This is a genomic window from Streptomyces sp. NPDC007084 (assembly GCF_040703595.1).
Taxonomy (GTDB): Bacteria; Actinomycetota; Actinomycetes; order Streptomycetales; family Streptomycetaceae; genus Streptomyces.
In genome coordinates, this window is record NZ_JBEYFY010000056.1 from 15,927 (window position 1) to 33,046 (window position 17,120).

Genomic DNA, 17,120 nt, shown 5'->3' on the forward strand with positions numbered 1-17,120 from the left:
CGCCACCGTCCGCTACGGCACGTGTCTGCGGGCCCGCAGGGCAAGGCTCAACGCAAGGACCGTCTGCGGGTCGTCGAGGTCGGTACCGAGCAACTCCCCTATCCGGGCCAGCCGGTTGTAGAGGGTCTGCCGGTTGAGATGCAGTTCGCGGGCGGTCTCCGCCTTGCGGCCCGCGTGCGCCAGATACGTCTCCAGGGTGGGCAGCAGCGGCGGCTTGGACCGCGCGTCGTGATCACGCAGCGGGCCGATCGCGCGGTCCACGAAGGCGGCCAGGTCGGGATGCTCGCGCAGCCGCCACAGCAGCAGGTCGATGTCCAGCCGGCGGGCGTCGTACCAGGGCCGGTCCGACAGACCCTGCGCGGCGGTCGCCGTCTCCGCCGCGTGCCGCAGCCCCGCCGACGCGGCCGCCCAGCCGCCCGCCACTCCGACGACCACCACGGGCGGCTGCGCCCCGGGCCGCTGCATGCCCGCCCGCTCCACACCGGCGCGCAGCGCCGCAGCCACCCGGTCGGCCACCGTGGAGCGGTCCGATTCCGCGCGCAGACCGAGGAGCAGCGGGACACGGCCCTCGACGGGGCGCACGCCGAGCAGGACCGGGACGCCGACGGAGGCCAGCTCCTCGGCGACCGCACGGGCCAGGACCGCCCAGCCGCCGCCGGGGGCGAGACCGTCGGCCAGCCGCATCACGACCGGCAGGAGCGGGCTGCTGCCGGGCTTGAAACCGAGAACGCGGGCCTGGGCGGGCGCGTCCTCCGCCTCGATACGGCCCTCGGCGAGGTCGGTGAGGAAGTCGCCCCGGCCGCGCGCGGCCAGCTCCTCCTCCTGGCGGGCCTGCATCAGCACGACGGCCAGGATGCCGGCGGCCCGCTCGGCGGCGAGCCGGTGCACCGGGGCGACGGGACCGCCGACCGGCAGCACGACCAGGCGCGCCCGCACCGAACCGGTGCCGGGTCCTCCGCCGGGCACGTCCACCAGCGTCGTCCCGGCGGGCGGCTCCTCCTTGTGCTGGCCGCGCATCCCCTCCCAGACCTGGAGCGGGTCGGCGCCCGCGGCACCGGCGCCGGCGGAGTAAAGGAGCTGCCCGTCGGCGGTCTCCAGGAAGACCGGGTTGCCGCTGAAGTCGGCGAGAATGCGCAGCACCTGGGGCACTCCGCCGCCGCCGAGCAGGGCCTCGGTGCAGCGGCGGTGGACCTCTTCGGCCTGCTGGAGCAGGGTGTAGTGGCCGTTGACGATCTCGGTGTGGATCTCCTCCGTGACCGTCACGAAGGGCACCTCGCGATGGAGCTGCACCAGCGGGAGACCGGCGGAGCGGGCCGTCTCCACGAGGGCGGCGGGCAGCCGGGTGAAGCGCGGGCCGAGTTCCACGACGAGGGCCGCGATACCGCGCTCGGCGAGGGTGCGGACGAACGCCCGCTGCTCGGCCGGGCGGGTGCCGAGGCCGTATCCCGTGGTCAGCAGCAGTTCGCCGCCCTTGAGGAGCGAGGCGATGTTCGGCACCTCGCCCGCGTGCACCCATCGCACGGTGCGCTGCAGCCGGTCGGCCCCGGCCAGGATCTCCGGCAGCCCACTGCGCAGACCGGGCAGCTCAAGGGCCCGCTGCACGGTGATTCCGGCGCCTTGAGTGTCGTAACGGCTGTCCATGCAGCGGACGCTACCCGCGGACGGGCCACCGGGGCATCTCCGGCCGGCCACGAAGGCATCCACCCGGGCCGGAAGGGGGCGGCAGCCGCCCGGACACGGGGCGCGCGCCGCAGCGGAACCGCCCGGACATGGGGCGCGCGCCGCAGCGGAACCCGCCCGGACGTGGGCGCCCGCCGCAGCGGAACCCGCCCCGGCGCGTGCTGTGCGGAGATGACGCGTCTCAGTGGTGCGGTGCCCCGAACTGTCACCGGCCGAACTGTGAGCGCAACCGCTCGGGGACCCGTCCGCCCTCGATCCGGATGTTGGCCGCGGCCTCCTCGATCCGGCGCAGGTCGTCCGAGGTCAGCTCGACGTCTACCGCGCCCAGGTTCTCTTCCAGGCGGTGCGGCTTGGTGGTGCCGGGGATCGGCACGAACCACGGCTTCTGCGCCAGCACCCAGGCGAGAGCGATCTGGGCCGGCGTGGCTTCCTTGTCGTCGGCGATCTGCCGCAGCAGGTCGACCAGCGCCTGATTGGCCTGCCGTGCTTCAGGGCTGAAGCGCGGAAGCAGGCGGCGGAGGTCGTCGTCGGCCAGCGAGGTGCTGGAATCGATTTTGCCGGTCAGGAATCCTTTGCCGAGCGGGCTGTAGGGCACCAGGCCGATACCCAGTTCCTCCAAGGTCGGAATGATTTCGGTTTCGTGTTCGCGCGTCCAGAGCGAGTATTCGCTCTGCAGTGCCGTTACCGGCTGTACGGCGTGGGCGCGACGAATTGTCGCGGCACCGGCCTCGGACAAGCCGAAGTGCTTTACCTTGCCTTCGGCGATCAGCTCCTTGACCGTGCCGGCCACGTCTTCAATGGGCACGTCCGGGTCGACGCGGTGTTGGTAGAGCAGGTCGATGCTTTCGGTTCGAAGACGCCGGAGAGAGGCCTCGGTCACCTTGCGGATCTGCTCGGGCCTGCTGTCGACCCCGGACATCGGGGTCGGCCCCTGCTCGCCGTGCTTGATTCCGAACTTGGTGGCGATCACCACCTGGTCGCGGACCGGTGCCAGCGCCTGGCCGACCAGTTCCTCATTGGTGAACGGACCGTAGACTTCGGCAGTGTCGAAGAAAGTCACGCCATGGTCGACGGCCGACCGCAGCAGCTTCGTCATCTCGGCTGTGTCGTGTGGCTGACCATAGAAGAAACTCATGCCCATGCAGCCGAGCCCGAGAGCCGAGACTTCGAGGTCTTGTCCTAGTGTGCGTTGTCGCATTGGAGACGCTCCTGGAATATCGGTCGTCGGCTCCCGTCCATTCCGTGTTCAGCCGGGAGCCGATATGGAGATCAGGCAGCCTTATGGGACCCCGGCGAAACCCTAGGGTCCAGGCATGTCCTCAACGCTATGGAATTGGAGTGCACTCCAGGCAAGCCGAACAGGAAGGAAGTCGGCAGGGTGCTCCAAAGGCGAACCCCGACTCGCCATCGCGCCCGACACTCAGCCGTACCAGCGCGGCCGGTGCTGTACCCCGTCGGACCCCGAGCCCACCGACCCCGCCCCCTTCCAGGCGGCCTCACTGCCCGCCAAACGCCGGAAACCCGCCCCGGTCGCGCACGCAGACGCTGACCGGGGCGGGGTCCCTGTACACAAAGAGGGAACAGTCTGTAGGTTTCCGTCAGCTGACGCATCGTTAGTTCTTCTGGCCTGGGGTTTCATGAGTCGTTCCCACCGTCGTGTCGGTGGCTTCGTCCCGTGGCGCTGTCGTTTTCCTCAGTTTCCCGTAGGAGCCTTCGTGCTTGGCACGCATACTGATCTGATGAGTCCGATCTCCACGCACCATCGGTTCCGGGACCCACGCAGCACGAAGTACGACTTCCTCGAGTCTGTCCTCGTGCGCTGTCCCGGCTGCGAGAAGGTCGCGCACGTTGGGACAGCACCAGACCCGGCCGGAGGGTACGACCAGGGTCTTTTCGCTCCAAGGCGTCTCGTCTGCCGGAACTGCGGGACGGCGAAGGAATGGAGCCGCGGGCGTGTGACCTTGCCCAGGGACCGGAACGAATCGGCCACAGATCCCTACTTCGGCGTCCGTCTGTGGCTGCAGACCGAGACCCGGCACGGGTGGGTATGGGCCTACAACCTCGAACACCTCGACCTGATCAGGCGATTCGTGCAAGCACCGCTACGCGAAGGGGTTCTCTGGCACGAAAAGAGCCGAAGGATGACCGTGGTGGCCCGCCTGCCCGCATGGATGCAGCAAGCCAAGAACCGTGACGAGGTGTTGCGGGCCATCGCCCGCATCCACGCCTCACTGCTCCGTGCCTGACTCTGGAACACCGAGCTCCTCGCTCATCCCGTGACGAGTCTGGGCTTGTTGGACCCCCGTCTCACTCGGGCCGGGGTGAGTTTGTTCGGCTGGGCCGGCCGTTCCGGGGGCGAGTTTTAGAAGTCCGGCTTCGCGCAGTTCCCCAACCTGCCCCTGACCGTGGTCTCGGTAGCGCCGAAACCGATTGAGTGTGCCATCGCGGTCGTGGTACCACTTCATGGTTCGTAAGATGATCACGAGTTGAGCAAGGGGTCGATGAGCATGGCGCTTGGAGAACTGGTGAATCTGCGGGCCATGGGTCCCGCAGACGCCGAGGCACTGTGGCGCTGGAACCACGACCCCGAGGTCATGCGGTGGATGGACGACACGTACGCCCAGTCGGTGGAGCGCGTCCGCACGTGGTTGGAGGAGCGCCCTCGCAACACCTACGGCGACTTGCTCCTAGGCATCGAGGCGCTCGCCGACGACACTCTCATCGGCCTCGTCATGCTGCACGATGCGGACCCGGAGAAGGGCATCGCGAAACTCGATATCTACCTGGGCGAGAAGGCTTACTGGGGCCGCGGCTACGCCACGGATGCAGTGCGGACTATCTGCCGCTACGGCTTCGAAGACATGCGCCTCCACAAGATAACGCTGACCGTCGTCACCGAGAACCATGCCGCGCGCAAGGTGTACCAGAAGGTTGGCTTTGTTGAGGAGGGCCGGCTTCGTCAGGTCTTCCGGCGTGACGGCAAGTGGTACGACATGTTCACGATGGGTTTGCTGGCGAGCGAGCTCCGCTGAGTCCGATTCAGACGATGCGTCGCCGCGGTCAGTGAGTAATAGGTGCGTCGGCGTGCGGAACCTGGCCGTTCGGCTCGGGATTCGACGCGGCTTGTGAGCCAGCCGGCTGCTTCCAGGCGCTTGAGCTGCTTGTAGACGGTATTGAATGGAATTCCCGTGGCGGTGTGGATCCGGGCTGCGTAAGTTTCCTGGTCGTCGTCAGTCAGTAGGTGGTGTAGGAGGGGCTGCAGAGGCGAAGGGACGTTCAGGTGCCGAATTGGCGTTTCTGGGTGCAGAGTGGTCAGTGCTGCGTGTGCGCCATCAACGGTTCTGGCTGCAGCGGTCAGGACATCTTGCCCTGGCATGGGTTCGATGTTGGAACCGAGGCTGTGACGCATCAGTTCCTGGACGTGACTGCCCTTGAGGTGTTGTAAGAGCGTCGTCCCGCGGCTGGTTGGTCGCTGGGATCTGTGGCGGCCGGGTCGGTGGAACAGCTGAGCGCCGATGTCGCGTTCCAGTTGGTCGAGCTGTAGCGCGAGAACGGACTGCGCAACCCCAAGGTACGTAGCCGCAGTTCTGGCGGTGGGGAAAGCCATGCAAATCTGAAAACGACGCAGGCGAAGCCAGCCATGCAAGGTTCCCTCTACTGCTGTCCTGATATCGAGAGGCACTGATTTGTCGATTTTTGTCGTCAGAGCGGGTCGGCTGTGAACGCCCATAGGGCGACGAGGGATGCCGAGTTTTTCCAGCCGGTTGAGGATGGCGCTGGTGCTGACCCCGACATCTTGGGCGATTTCTTCAGCTGTACGGACCCTGAGGAGATATTGCTGTCGCAGCCAGTCGTACTCCTCGGCGATTCTACGGAGGGTCTTTTTCTTTATCGTGTACTCGCGGTGCAGGAAATCGGGTGTGAGGAGTCGGCGTCCTCGCTCACGGATACGCCAGCTGTCAAACGGTGACGTCGGGCTGGTGGCCTCTTTGTGCGATCTTTCCCAAGTCCTCTGGAAAATTTCGCTCATGCCTTGAAGGTCACAGAGCGATCGCGACTGTAGAAGCATGGAGAAGGGAGTGTCCGCCGCTGCGAAGACTGACTCGGCACTCATAGTTCTGTCAATGAGGAGGGAGTCGAGTTTGTGCTGGGCCTGGAGCAGAGGATGCTGTGGGTCGAGGCCCAACGGAGGTGCGGTAGTTAGATCGGTGCCACAAATGCTTCGTCGGCCGGTTCGGCGCATGCAGTGTTCTGCGGGGTGTAGGTGCACCGGCCTGGGAAGGAACTCGCGCGGCTCTTTGCGGCAATCCGGGCAAACATTGTGCAGGAGCGCGTGATGCTTGGTGCAGGCGAAGGACCAAGGCAGCCACCACCGTGTGGGCCAGCGACCTTGCATCTCGCGCAAACACTGCGGACAGAACCGCCAGTGGGGTGCGCGGTGGCCGAAGATGCCTGCTGGCACGACAGCTTGGTCGAGTTGGCCGGCAGGCAGCGCAAGTTGCTTTTCCAGGCTCTGCAGTTGCGGGGCGGCCAATCCGACGAGGAGGTAGTGGGTCCGTTCGGCCATGGGCAGGCTCAGTGCGCGTCTTGTTGCTCCTGGCGGGCCCGTTCAGATGCGGCGTCGTTCTTCACCTGGTCCAGCAGCTGCTTGTCCAGGCGCTCGACACCGGTGCGATGCCCACTCCAAGTCCTCCACCACGGACTCGTCGGCCTGCCGGACACTCACCTGTACCGACGCAGGCTGATCTGTCGAGCTCATCGGACCCCCAACCTTGCGCTCCAAGGCGGCCTGATCGACCGCCGAACGCCGTGGGCATGCCCCGGTCGTCTGCGTTGATGACGACCGGGACGGTCCGGTACACAAAGAGGGGAACTACTCGGGTCAGAGGCATGAATCCCGTTCACATGTCGTATCCGACACGGCTACGACATTCCCGCGCGGAATCCGACACGGGGAACGGGATCCCACAACAGTCAGCCCCCGTACGCCCCGCTGGCCGTCAGGCGCAGTGCCGTGTCGATCAGGGGGACGTGGCTGAAGGCCTGGGGGAAGTTGCCGACCTGGCGCTGGAGGCGGGGGTCCCACTCCTCGGCGAGCAGGCCCAGGTCGTTGCGCAGGGCGAGCAGGCGCTCGAAGAGCTTGCGGGCCTCGTCGACCCGGCCGATCATCGCCAGGTCGTCGGCCATCCAGAACGAACACGCGAGGAAGGCGCCCTCGTCGCCCTCCAGACCGTCCACGCCCGCGTCCTCACCCGTCGTCGGGTAGCGCAGGATGAAACCGTCCGGGGTCGACAGCTCGCGCTGGATCGCCTCGATCGTGCCGATCACCCGCTTGTCGTCCGGCGGCAGGAAGCCCATCTGCGGGATCAGCAGCAGGGAGGCGTCCAGCTCCTTCGAGCCGTACGACTGGGTGAAGGTGTTGCGTTCCTTGTCGTAGCCCTTCTCGCAGACGTCCCGGTGGATGTCGTCGCGCAGTTCGCGCCACTTCTCCAGCGGACCGTCCGCGTCACCGGACTCGATCAGCTTGATCGTGCGGTCCACGGCGACCCAGGCCATCACCTTCGAGTGCACGAAGTGCCGGCGCGGACCGCGGACCTCCCAGATGCCCTCGTCCGGCTGGTCCCAGTGGTCCTCCAGGTAGCGGATCAGCTTCAACTGGAGCAGCGAGGCGTAGTCGTTGCGGGACAGCCCCGTCATATGGGCCAGGTGCAGGGCCTCGGTGACCTCGCCGTACACGTCGAGCTGGAGCTGGTGCGCCGCGCCGTTGCCGACACGGACCGGCGCCGAACCCTCGTACCCGGGAAGCCAGTCCAGCTCGGCCTCGCCCAACTCCCGTTCCCCCGCGATGCCGTACATGATCTGGAGGTTCTCCGGATCGCCGGCGACCGCGCGCAGCAGCCACTCGCGCCAGGCGCGGGCCTCCTCGCGGTAGCCGGTGCGCAGCAGCGAGGAGAGGGTGATGGCCGCGTCGCGCAGCCAGGTGTAGCGGTAGTCCCAGTTGCGGACGCCGCCGATCTCCTCCGGCAGGGAGGTGGTCGGCGCGGCGACGATGCCGCCGGTGGGCGCGTACGTCAGGGCCTTGAGCGTGATCAGGGAGCGCACCACGGCCTCGCGGTAGGGGCCGTGGTACGTACACTGGTCGACCCAGTCGCGCCAGAACTCCTCGGTCGCCTCGAGCGACTGCTCGGGCTCGGGCAGCGCGGGCGGCACCTTGTGCGAGGGCTCCCACGAGATGGTGAACGCGATCCGGTCGCCCGGCGCCACCGTGAAGTCGGCGTACGTCGTCAGCGCCTTGCCGTACGTCTCGCAGGCCGTGTCGAACCAGACCGAGTCCGGGCCGGCGACGGCGACCGTGCGGCCCTCGTGCTTGTGCACCCAGGGCACCACGCGGCCGTACGAGAAACGCATCCGCAGCGCGGAGCGCATCGGCACCCGGCCCGTGACGCCCTCGACGATCCGGATGAGCTGGGGGGCGCCGTCACGCGGGGGCATGAAATCGGTCACCCGGACCGTGCCGCGCGGGGTGTCCCACTCGGATTCGAGGATCAGCGAGTCGCCGCGGTACCGGCGGCGGTTCGCCGTCGGGGGTTCGGCGTCGGCCGCGTACGCGGGCCCGAGCCGCCAGAATCCGTGCTCCTCCGTGCCCAGCAGTCCCGCGAAGATGGCATGGGAGTCGAAGCGGGGCAGGCACAGCCAGTCGACTGTGCCGTCCCGGCAGACCAGCGCGGCTGTCTGCATGTCTCCGATGAGTGCGTAGTCCTCGATGCGCCCGGCCACGTGCATCTCCAGTCGAACGGCCACGGCGCCCCTGCGTGGGGCGGTCGCTCTTGCGGTCAAGGGAACGTAGGTAGTGCGGAAAAGTAGGTAATGCGAAAAATTGGTACTGCGGAGGATCGGGGGTGGGGGACGTGGTTTCGTACGTCGCTGCGCAGCGTCCGGTTCAGTGTGATGGGCGATGCGATTGTCGTCTCGAAACGAACTGACAAGCCCTCTTTGTTCCGGTTACGGACGGGGATGGTGCCGTGTACCGGCGGGACTCGGCAGCGAGTGTCCGAGCAGGATACGACGCACGTGGATGATCCGCGTGCCGCTCCCGGCAACCCGGCTGGGCCGATCGAGTGAGCGGTGTGCGGGGTGTGTGCCCAGGTGTGCGCGGAGCGTGGCCGGAAGCAGCCTCGTTCGGTCGCTGATACCCTGGTAGCCCGTGGACCGGTGGGCAAGAAACCCCCGAACCGCAGCGACGGCGCCTCCGGAGATCTCCGGACCCCACGCCGGTACGCACCCCAGACCGCGACCACGGGAGCCCCCTCTTGGCCATGCCGCCCGCTGCTTTCCGAAACAGCACTGCCACGACGACCAAGCACATCTTCGTCACCGGGGGTGTCGCCTCCTCCCTCGGCAAGGGACTGACGGCCTCCAGCCTGGGCGCGCTGCTCAAGGCGCGGGGTCTGCGGGTCACGATGCAGAAGCTCGACCCGTACCTGAACGTCGACCCGGGCACCATGAACCCGTTCCAGCACGGTGAGGTGTTCGTCACGAACGACGGCGCCGAGACGGACCTGGACATCGGTCACTACGAGCGTTTCCTCGACGTCGACCTCGACGGCTCGGCCAACGTCACCACCGGCCAGGTGTACTCCACCGTCATCGCCAAGGAGCGGCGCGGCGAGTACCTGGGCGACACCGTGCAGGTCATCCCGCACATCACCAACGAGATCAAGCACCGCATCCGCCGCATGGCCACCGACGACGTCGACGTCGTCATCACCGAGGTCGGCGGCACGGTCGGCGACATCGAGTCGCTGCCCTTCCTGGAGACGGTCCGCCAGGTCCGCCACGAGGTCGGCCGCGACAACGTGTTCGTCGTGCACATCTCGCTGCTGCCCTACATCGGCCCCTCCGGCGAGCTGAAGACCAAGCCCACCCAGCACTCGGTGGCGGCGCTGCGCAACATCGGTATCCAGCCGGACGCGATCGTGCTGCGCGCCGACCGCGAGGTGCCCACCGCGATCAAGCGCAAGATCTCGCTGATGTGCGACGTCGACGAGGCCGCCGTGGTCGCGGCGATCGACGCCAAGTCGATCTACGACATCCCGAAGGTGCTGCACACCGAGGGACTGGACGCCTACGTGGTCCGTAAGCTGGACCTGCCGTTCCGCGACGTGGACTGGACGACCTGGGACGACCTGCTCGACCGCGTCCACAACCCCGTCCACGAGATCACCATGGCGCTCGTCGGCAAGTACATCGACCTGCCCGACGCCTACCTCTCGGTCACCGAGGCGCTGCGCGCCGGCGGCTTCGCGAACAAGGCCCGCGTCAAGATCAAGTGGGTCACCTCCGACGACTGCAAGACCCCGGCCGGCGCCGCCAAGCAGCTCGGTGACGTCGACGCGATCTGCATCCCCGGCGGCTTCGGCGACCGCGGTGTCTCCGGCAAGGTCGGCGCCATCCAGTACGCCCGCGAGAACAGGATCCCGCTGCTCGGCCTCTGCCTCGGCCTCCAGTGCATCGTGATCGAGGCCGCCCGGAACCTGGCCGACATCCCGGACGCCAACTCCACCGAGTTCGATTCCGGCACGGGCCACCCGGTCATCTCCACCATGGCCGAGCAGCTCGACATCGTGGCGGGCGAGGGCGACATGGGCGGCACCATGCGGCTCGGCATGTACCCGGCCAAGCTCGCCGAGGGCTCGATCGTGCGCGAGGTGTACGACGGCAAGGAGTACGTCGAGGAGCGCCACCGCCACCGCTACGAGGTGAACAACGCCTACCGCGCCGAGCTGGAGAAGAAGGCCGGTCTGCAGTTCTCCGGCACCTCCCCGGACGGCAAGCTCGTGGAGTACGTCGAGTACCCGCGCGACGTCCACCCCTACCTGGTGGCGACCCAGGCGCACCCCGAGCTGCGCTCCCGCCCGACCCGGCCGCACCCGCTCTTCGCCGGGCTGGTCAAGGCCGCGGTGGAGCGCAAGACGGGCAGGTAGCACAAGAGTTGTACGGTGGCCGGGGTGCGCTGTCCGCGGGGAAGTCCGCAGGTCGCGCACCCCGGCTCCGTCGACGGACCGGCTTCTTTGGGCACGTGTGGGAGGACAGGCCATGACGATCAAGGACACCCCCGAGGAGTGGGAGGTCCGGGCGACCGAGACCCCCTTCAAGGGCAACAAGACCTCGGTACGCACCGACGACGTGGTCATGCCCGACGGGTCCGTGGTCCGCCGCGACTACCAGGTCCACCCCGGCTCCGTGGCCGTGCTCGCCCTGGACGGCGAGGACCGGGTGCTGGTGCTGCGCCAGTACCGCCACCCCGTGCGCCACAAGCTCTGGGAGATCCCGGCGGGCCTGCTCGACATCCCCGGTGAGAACCCGCTGCACGCCGCGCAGCGCGAGCTGTACGAGGAGGCGCACGTCAAGGCGGAGGACTGGCGGGTGCTGACCGACGTGTACACCACGCCCGGCGGCTGCGACGAGGCCGTACGTATCTTCCTGGCCCGCGACCTCTCCGAGGCCGAGGGCGACCGCTTCGAGGTCGAGGACGAGGAGGCCGACATGGAACTGGCCCGCGTCCCGCTGGACGACCTCGTGCGCGGGGTCCTCGCCGGTGAGCTGCACAACAACTGCCTGGTCGTGGGCGCGCTCTCACTGGTCGCCGCCCGCCAGGGCGAGGGTCTGGACGCGCTGCGCCCCGCCGGGGCGCCGTGGCCCGCCCGGCCCTTCGAGGACTGACGCCCCTACCTCGCGCCGTCTCCCGGACGGGGCGTTCCCGCCGGACCCCACCCGTTTGAGGGGTCCGGTCCTACGATCGCCTGATCCGATCGGGGGATGTCCCCGCCGCGCTCCTCCCGGTTCGTCGCAGAGCGTGAACTAGGCTCTGGAAACGCCCGAACCGGAGTCCCGGCGGGCTGGCGTGCGCAGTGGAACGGGAGCGTGGCCCGTGGCGGATCAGGCAGTGGACGACGGCGGCACGAAGGTGTCGGCCGAGGGGCGGCGCCCGGCTGCCGGGTCCGCGCCCACGGCCAGTCAGTTCCTGGGCCGTACCAGAGAGTTGAAGGAACTCCGGGCCGACATCGAACGCGCCGGACTGGACACCCTCTCCGGCCGCAAGGCCCCCCGCGCCCGGGTGCTCCTCATCGCCGGGAAGCCGGGCTCGGGCCGGACCGCGCTCGCCGCCGAACTCGCCGCGCGGGTCGCCGAGAGTTACCCCGACGGCATACTGCGAGCCCGGCTCACCGAACCCGACGGCACCCCGGTGCCCACTGAGACGACCGCGCGCGAGCTGCTCACCGCCCTCGGCCTGCCCACACCCCCCGGAGCGGGCGCCGACGACCTCGGCGAACGGCTGCGCGAGGCCCTCGCCGTCCGCCGGGCGGTCCTCGTCCTGGACGACGCGGCCGACGCCGAACAGGTCGACGCCGTGCTGCCCGACTCCCCGGACTGCCTGGTCGTCGCCGTCTCCGAGGGGCCGCTGACCGGGATCGCGGACGTCCGCCCCTGCACCCTCGGCGGCCTGGACACCAAGTCCGCCCTCGAACTCCTCGGCCACTTCACCGGCTCCGTGCGCATCACGGTCGACCCGCTCGCGGCGGAGGGACTGGTCGAACTCTGCGCCGGGCAGCCCGCCGCACTGGTCATGGCCGGCGGCTGGCTCGCCGCCCGCCCGGCATCCGCCGTCGCCGACCTCGCCAAGCACCTGCGCTCCGAGGGCGAGGACGGCACCGCCCTGGCCCGCGTCTTCCGGGTCGCGTACACCTCGCTGCCGAGCACCGCCGCGCGGATACTGCGACTGCTCTCGCTGGCCCCCGCGGGCCTCGTGGACCCGCACACCGCCTCCGCGCTGGCCGGCTGCTCGGTCCAGGCGGCCCGCACCACCCTGGACGACTTCGTCGCCCTCGGGCTGCTCCGCGCGGCCGAGTCCCCGCTGCCGCAGTACGAGGTCCCCGGCTGCCTCCAGCCGCTCCTGAAGGGCCTGACCGAGACCCACGACCGCCCCGCCGAGGTGCAGCTCGCCCGCGCCCGGATGCTGGAGCGGACCGTACGGCTGCTGGTGTCCTGCCGCGCCATCACCGAACCCGACAGCACTCCCGCCCAGGAGAAGCCGGCCGGGATGCCGCGCGCCCTGCGCTTCCCGACCCCCCGGGCGGCCGAGGAATGGCTGCGGGTCCGCACGCCCGCGCTGCTCGCCTCCGCGCGGCTCGCGGTCGCCGACGGCGAGCTGGACACCCTCGCGCGCCGTCTGATGGCCGCCCTGGTGCGGGCGATGGTCGCCCACTTCGGTACCCAGGCCGCCGCACCCGAGCTGTACGGCATCCACCGGCTCGTCCTGGACGTCGCCGAGCGCCGGAACCTGCCCCGCGAGAAGGCCGCGGCCCTGCTGAACCTCGCCGACCTGGACGCGCAGACCGGCCGCACGACCGAGGCGCTCGCCCGCTACCGGGCCGCGCTGGACGCCGGACGCGCCGCGAACGACCCGTACGCGACCGGCCGCGCGATGGAATCCGTAGGCGGCGCGCACCAGGAGCTGGGCGACTACGACCGGGCCGCCGACTGGTACGGCCGGGCCCTCGCCCAGCGGCTCGCCCGCGGCGAGCGGGAGGACGCCGCCCGGCTCTACGGACGCATCGCCACCGCCCACACCTACGCGGGCCGCTACGGCGAGGCGCTGGTCAACTGGCGGGCCGCCGTCGCCGGACACCGCAAGAACGGCGATGTCGCGGCCCAGGCACGCGCGTTGAGCGAGCTGGCGCGGGTCCAGGAGTACGCCGGACGGCCCGAGGAATCGCTGCGCACCTGCCAGGAGGCCGTCGAGTGGGCGCGCCGCGCGGACGACGTGCGGCTGCAGGCCGCGCTCCAGCTCCGGCTGGCCGACACCCTGGACCGGCTCGGCGACCCGGCCGCCGCCCGGCTGCACCGCGCCGCCGCCGAGCGCATGCTGGGAGATGAGCTGCCGGAGAGCGCATTCGATCTGGAACAGGACGCTAACGCCTGCGAAATCCGTAGTGCATCGTCTGAAGATTGATGCATTGAAAGGCTAGACAGAAAGAATCCCTTCATTAGACTGGCTCCGCCGCGTTCTTCCGTGGTGTCTCCCGGTGTGCTCCCGTATGCCGGGTATGACATGCATCGCCTGGCTTGCATCGCCTCGGCGTGCATAGCCCCGAACCCTCTGAGCCAAGGACCGTGATCGACGTGAAGGTCGGCATCCCCCGCGAGGTCAAGAACAACGAGTTCCGGGTGGCCATCACCCCCGCCGGCGTGCACGAGCTGGTGCGCCACGGCCACCAGGTCTTCGTCGAGCAGAACGCCGGCGTCGGCTCCTCGATCACGGACGAGGAGTACGTCTCGGCCGGTGCGCGGATACTCGGCACCGCCGACGAGGTCTGGGCCATCGCCGACCTCCTGCTCAAGGTCAAGGAGCCCATCGCGGAGGAGTACCACCGCCTCCGCAAGGACCAGACGCTCTTCACCTACCTGCACCTCGCCGCCTCCAAGGAGTGCACCGACGCCCTCCTGGAGTCGGGCACCACGGCCATCGCCTACGAGACCGTCGAGCTGCCGAGCCGCGCGCTGCCGCTGCTCGCGCCGATGTCCGAGGTCGCGGGCCGGCTGGCCCCGCAGGTCGGCGCCTACCAGCTCATGCGCGCCAACGGCGGCCGGGGCGTGCTGCCCGGCGGTGTCCCGGGCGTGCTCCCCGCCAAGGCCGTCGTCATCGGTGGTGGGGTCTCCGGCTGGAACGCCGCGCAGATCGCCATCGGCATGGGCTTCCAGGTGACCCTGCTCGACCGCGACATCAACAAGCTCAAGGAAGCCGACAAGATCTTCGGCACCAGGATCCAGACCGTCGTCTCCAACGCCTTCGAGCTGGAGAAGGCCTGCCTGGAGGCCGACCTCGTGATCGGCGCCGTGCTCATCCCCGGCGCCAAGGCCCCGAAGCTGGTCACCAACGAGCTGGTCTCCCGGATGAAGCCGGGAAGTGTCCTTGTCGACATCGCGATCGACCAGGGCGGCTGCTTCGAGGACTCGCGTCCCACCACGCACGCCGAGCCGACCTTCCCGGTCCACAACTCGGTCTTCTACTGCGTCGCCAACATGCCCGGCGCGGTGCCCAACACCTCCACCTACGCGCTGACCAACGCGACGCTCCCGTACATCGTCGAGCTGGCCAACCGCGGCTGGGTCGAGGCCCTGCGCCGCGACAACGCGCTGGCCAAGGGTCTCAACACCCATGACGGCAAGGTCGTTTACCGCGAGGTCGCCGAGGCCCACGGCCTGGAGCACGTCGCGCTGGAGAGCCTGCTCAGCTGAGGTCCCACGGCTCCGTGAGTCGACTTTCCCGGTCGACTCCGGGGCGACAAAAGGCGATACGTCAACACAGGTCGTCAACACCGCGCACCCGGCCGGACCTTGCCCGACAAGGTCCGGCCGGGTGTGTGTCGGGTCACTTTGCGACACTCGTTCAACTCGCCGCGTACGCAACTCTTCAACCGATTCGCACACCGGTGAAACCTGCTGTGCGACGGCCTTACGCCCTTGACAGAGGGGTGTTCGGTTGCCGACACATCGGGTCGGGTCCGGCGGATTGTGTTGCTGCGGAGCGGTGACACGCCATAGAGTCGCCAACCGTCGGCATGGTGCCACGCTGACCTATCTAGAAGTTTCCTGGTCACCAAGGAGGTAAGACGACTTGTGAATGAGTCGACATTTACTCCCGGGGGTGGTCAACCAGGAATGCCGGCGCGGGGCCAGAGCCCCACGGGGCTCAAGGCTGTCGGCTCCGTCGCTGTCCGCACCTTCGCAGCCCACCAGAGTCCCACCAGAACAGGGCTGACCCAGCCAGCACACCAGAGCATGGATGGCCATCACGTGAACGCCATGGCCGGCAACGGAAGTGGCGAGAACCACACCCACTTCGCCGACTACGACGAACTGCCCGAGGGGCACTTCTACGACCCCGACGCCGAGTACGAGCCCGATCCGGAGTACGCGGCCACGCTCGCGCCCGACGCGGCCCGTCAGCGCCGTGAGCGCATCGGCCCGACGGGGCGCCCCCTGCCCTACTTCCCGATCCCGGGTCCGCTGACCAGCCACGGCCCCGCGACGATCATCGCGATGTGCAACCAGAAGGGCGGCGTGGGCAAGACCACGTCGACCATCAACCTGGGCGCGGCCCTCGCCGAGTACGGGCGCCGCGTGCTGCTCGTCGACTTCGACCCGCAGGGCGCGCTGTCCGTGGGCCTCGGCGTCAACCCGATGGAGCTGGACCTCACCGTCTACAACCTGCTCATGGAGCGGGGCATGGCGGCCGACGAGGTGCTCCTGAAGACGGCGGTCCCGAACATGGACCTGCTGCCCAGCAACATCGACCTGTCCGCCGCCGAGGTGCAGTTGGTGAGCGAGGTCGCGCGCGAGTCCACGCTCCAGCGGGCGCTGAAGCCGCTGATGGCCGACTACGACTACATCGTGATCGACTGCCAGCCCTCGCTCGGTCTGCTCACCGTGAACGCGCTGACGGCCGCCCACAAGGTGATCGTGCCGCTGGAGTGCGAGTTCTTCGCGCTGCGCGGTGTCGCGCTGCTCACCGAGACGATCGAGAAGGTCCAGGAGCGGCTCAACCCCGAGCTGGAACTCGACGGCATCCTCGCCACGATGTACGACTCCCGCACGGTGCACAGCCGTGAGGTGCTCGCGCGTGTCGTGGAGGCCTTCGACGATCACGTCTACCACACCGTGATCGGCCGGACCGTCCGCTTCCCGGAGACCACCGTCGCCGGTGAGCCGATCACCACGTACGCCTCCAACTCCGTCGGTGCCGCCGCCTATCGCCAGCTCGCCAGGGAGGTGCTCGCCCGGTGTCACGCCGAGTGAGTCTGCCGGGGGCCGACGAACTGTTCCGTACCACCGGGGGAATGGCGCTCCAGTCGTCCACTCCCTCACGCCGGACCAACGGCGAGGCCCGGGTGCCGGCTCCGGCCGGTGAGAGCGACGCGGCCGCCGCCGGGGAGGACGCGCCGCATTCGGTGCCCGTCCAGGGCGGTGACGGCGAGGGTGACGAACACGTCGCCGCCGACGCCGAGTCGTCCGACGCGGGGGAGTCCCGCAGCCGGGGCGCGGCCCCGGACCGCGCGGGCCGGCGCCCGCAGCCGCAGGAAGGTTCTGCCGCACCCGCCCCCGCCGCGGGGCAGTCGTCCCGCAAGCGCGGGCGCGTGCCGGCCAACCGGCGGCCCAGCGGCCGGGAACGGCACGACGAGAAGATCACGGTGTACGTGTCCGCCGAGGAACTCATGGACCTCGAACACGCCCGGCTGGTGCTCCGCGGTGAGCACGGGCTCGCCGTCGACCGCGGGCGGATCGTCCGCGAGGCGGTCGCCGTGGTCCTCGCCGACCTGGAATCCCGGGGGGACGCGAGCATCCTCGTACGACGGCTGCGCGGGCGGTAGCGGTAGCCT

At 69.1% G+C, this 17,120-nt stretch carries 12 protein-coding genes and 1 pseudogene; 8 read left to right on the plus strand and 5 right to left on the minus strand.

Annotated features, from left to right (window positions below):
- Positions 1-12 precede the first annotated feature (12 nt).
- A complete protein-coding gene (locus AB0912_RS29685) occupies positions 13-1,641 on the minus strand; it encodes a PucR family transcriptional regulator (RefSeq protein WP_366705191.1) in 1,629 nt (542 codons plus the stop codon).
- A gap of 244 nt (positions 1,642-1,885) precedes the next feature.
- Entirely contained in the window at positions 1,886-2,878 is a 993-nt protein-coding gene (locus AB0912_RS29690; protein ID WP_366705193.1) for an aldo/keto reductase, read from the minus strand.
- A 541-nt stretch (positions 2,879-3,419) separates the two neighbouring features.
- Here AB0912_RS29690 and AB0912_RS29695 point away from each other — a divergent pair.
- Positions 3,420-3,926, plus strand: a complete 507-nt coding sequence (locus AB0912_RS29695; protein WP_366705195.1) for a hypothetical protein — start codon at positions 3,420-3,422, stop codon at positions 3,924-3,926.
- A gap of 261 nt (positions 3,927-4,187) precedes the next feature.
- Complete coding sequence (locus AB0912_RS29700; protein WP_366705197.1) at positions 4,188-4,712, plus strand: GNAT family protein; 525 nt, start codon at positions 4,188-4,190, stop codon at positions 4,710-4,712.
- On the opposite strand, the gene AB0912_RS29705 is transcribed toward AB0912_RS29700, so the two are convergent.
- The 3 genes and pseudogenes from AB0912_RS29705 to AB0912_RS29715 all read right to left on the minus strand — a co-directional run bounded on the left by AB0912_RS29705 (position 4,640) and on the right by AB0912_RS29715 (position 8,457).
- Positions 4,640-5,710: a LysR family transcriptional regulator gene (locus AB0912_RS29705; RefSeq protein ID WP_366705245.1), complete on the minus strand. Its 1,071-nt coding sequence runs from the start codon at positions 5,708-5,710 to the stop codon at positions 4,640-4,642. The genes AB0912_RS29700 and AB0912_RS29705 overlap by 73 nt on opposite strands.
- A gap of 306 nt (positions 5,711-6,016) precedes the next feature.
- A pseudogene (locus AB0912_RS29710) lies at positions 6,017-6,247 on the minus strand (hypothetical protein); the annotation flags it as partial.
- 407 nt (positions 6,248-6,654) lie between these two features.
- Positions 6,655-8,457, minus strand: coding sequence for a glycoside hydrolase family 15 protein (locus tag AB0912_RS29715; protein WP_366705247.1), 1,803 nt, complete (start codon positions 8,455-8,457; stop codon positions 6,655-6,657).
- A gap of 539 nt (positions 8,458-8,996) precedes the next feature.
- Between AB0912_RS29715 and AB0912_RS29720 the strand changes: the two genes are divergently transcribed.
- The 6 genes from AB0912_RS29720 (at position 8,997) to AB0912_RS29745 (ending at position 17,111) form a co-directional block, all read left to right on the plus strand.
- Positions 8,997-10,664, plus strand: coding sequence for a CTP synthase (locus AB0912_RS29720; RefSeq protein ID WP_366705199.1), 1,668 nt, complete (start codon positions 8,997-8,999; stop codon positions 10,662-10,664).
- Positions 10,665-10,776: 112 nt separating this feature from the next.
- Positions 10,777-11,403: an NUDIX hydrolase gene (locus AB0912_RS29725; RefSeq protein WP_366705201.1), complete on the plus strand. Its 627-nt coding sequence runs from the start codon at positions 10,777-10,779 to the stop codon at positions 11,401-11,403.
- Positions 11,404-11,611: 208 nt separating this feature from the next.
- Complete coding sequence (locus tag AB0912_RS29730; protein WP_366705203.1) at positions 11,612-13,693, plus strand: tetratricopeptide repeat protein; 2,082 nt, start codon at positions 11,612-11,614, stop codon at positions 13,691-13,693.
- Positions 13,694-13,854: 161 nt separating this feature from the next.
- Positions 13,855-14,979 (plus strand): alanine dehydrogenase, encoded by a 1,125-nt coding sequence (ald, locus tag AB0912_RS29735; RefSeq protein ID WP_366705205.1) that lies wholly within the window; start codon positions 13,855-13,857, stop codon positions 14,977-14,979.
- Positions 14,980-15,402: 423 nt separating this feature from the next.
- On the plus strand, positions 15,403-16,539 hold the full coding sequence (locus tag AB0912_RS29740; protein ID WP_366705207.1) for a ParA family protein: 1,137 nt from the start codon (positions 15,403-15,405) through the stop codon (positions 16,537-16,539).
- Positions 16,524-17,111, plus strand: a complete 588-nt coding sequence (locus tag AB0912_RS29745) for a hypothetical protein (protein WP_366705209.1) — start codon at positions 16,524-16,526, stop codon at positions 17,109-17,111. The genes AB0912_RS29740 and AB0912_RS29745 overlap by 16 nt, the downstream gene beginning before the upstream one ends.
- Positions 17,112-17,120: the final 9 nt, after the last annotated feature.

Coding starts and splice junctions, on each gene's coding strand:
- AB0912_RS29695 (WP_366705195.1), top strand. CDS start 3,420: ATGAGTCCGATCTCCACGCACCATCGGTTCCGGGACCCACGCAGCACG.
- AB0912_RS29720 (WP_366705199.1), top strand. CDS start 8,997: ATGCCGCCCGCTGCTTTCCGAAACAGCACTGCCACGACGACCAAGCAC.
- AB0912_RS29740 (WP_366705207.1), top strand. CDS start 15,403: ATGCCGGCGCGGGGCCAGAGCCCCACGGGGCTCAAGGCTGTCGGCTCC.
- AB0912_RS29705 (WP_366705245.1), bottom strand. CDS start 5,710: ATGAGCGAAATTTTCCAGAGGACTTGGGAAAGATCGCACAAAGAGGCC.
- AB0912_RS29685 (WP_366705191.1), bottom strand. CDS start 1,641: ATGGACAGCCGTTACGACACTCAAGGCGCCGGAATCACCGTGCAGCGG.
- AB0912_RS29700 (WP_366705197.1), top strand. CDS start 4,188: ATGGCGCTTGGAGAACTGGTGAATCTGCGGGCCATGGGTCCCGCAGAC.
- AB0912_RS29690 (WP_366705193.1), bottom strand. CDS start 2,878: ATGCGACAACGCACACTAGGACAAGACCTCGAAGTCTCGGCTCTCGGG.
- AB0912_RS29725 (WP_366705201.1), top strand. CDS start 10,777: ATGACGATCAAGGACACCCCCGAGGAGTGGGAGGTCCGGGCGACCGAG.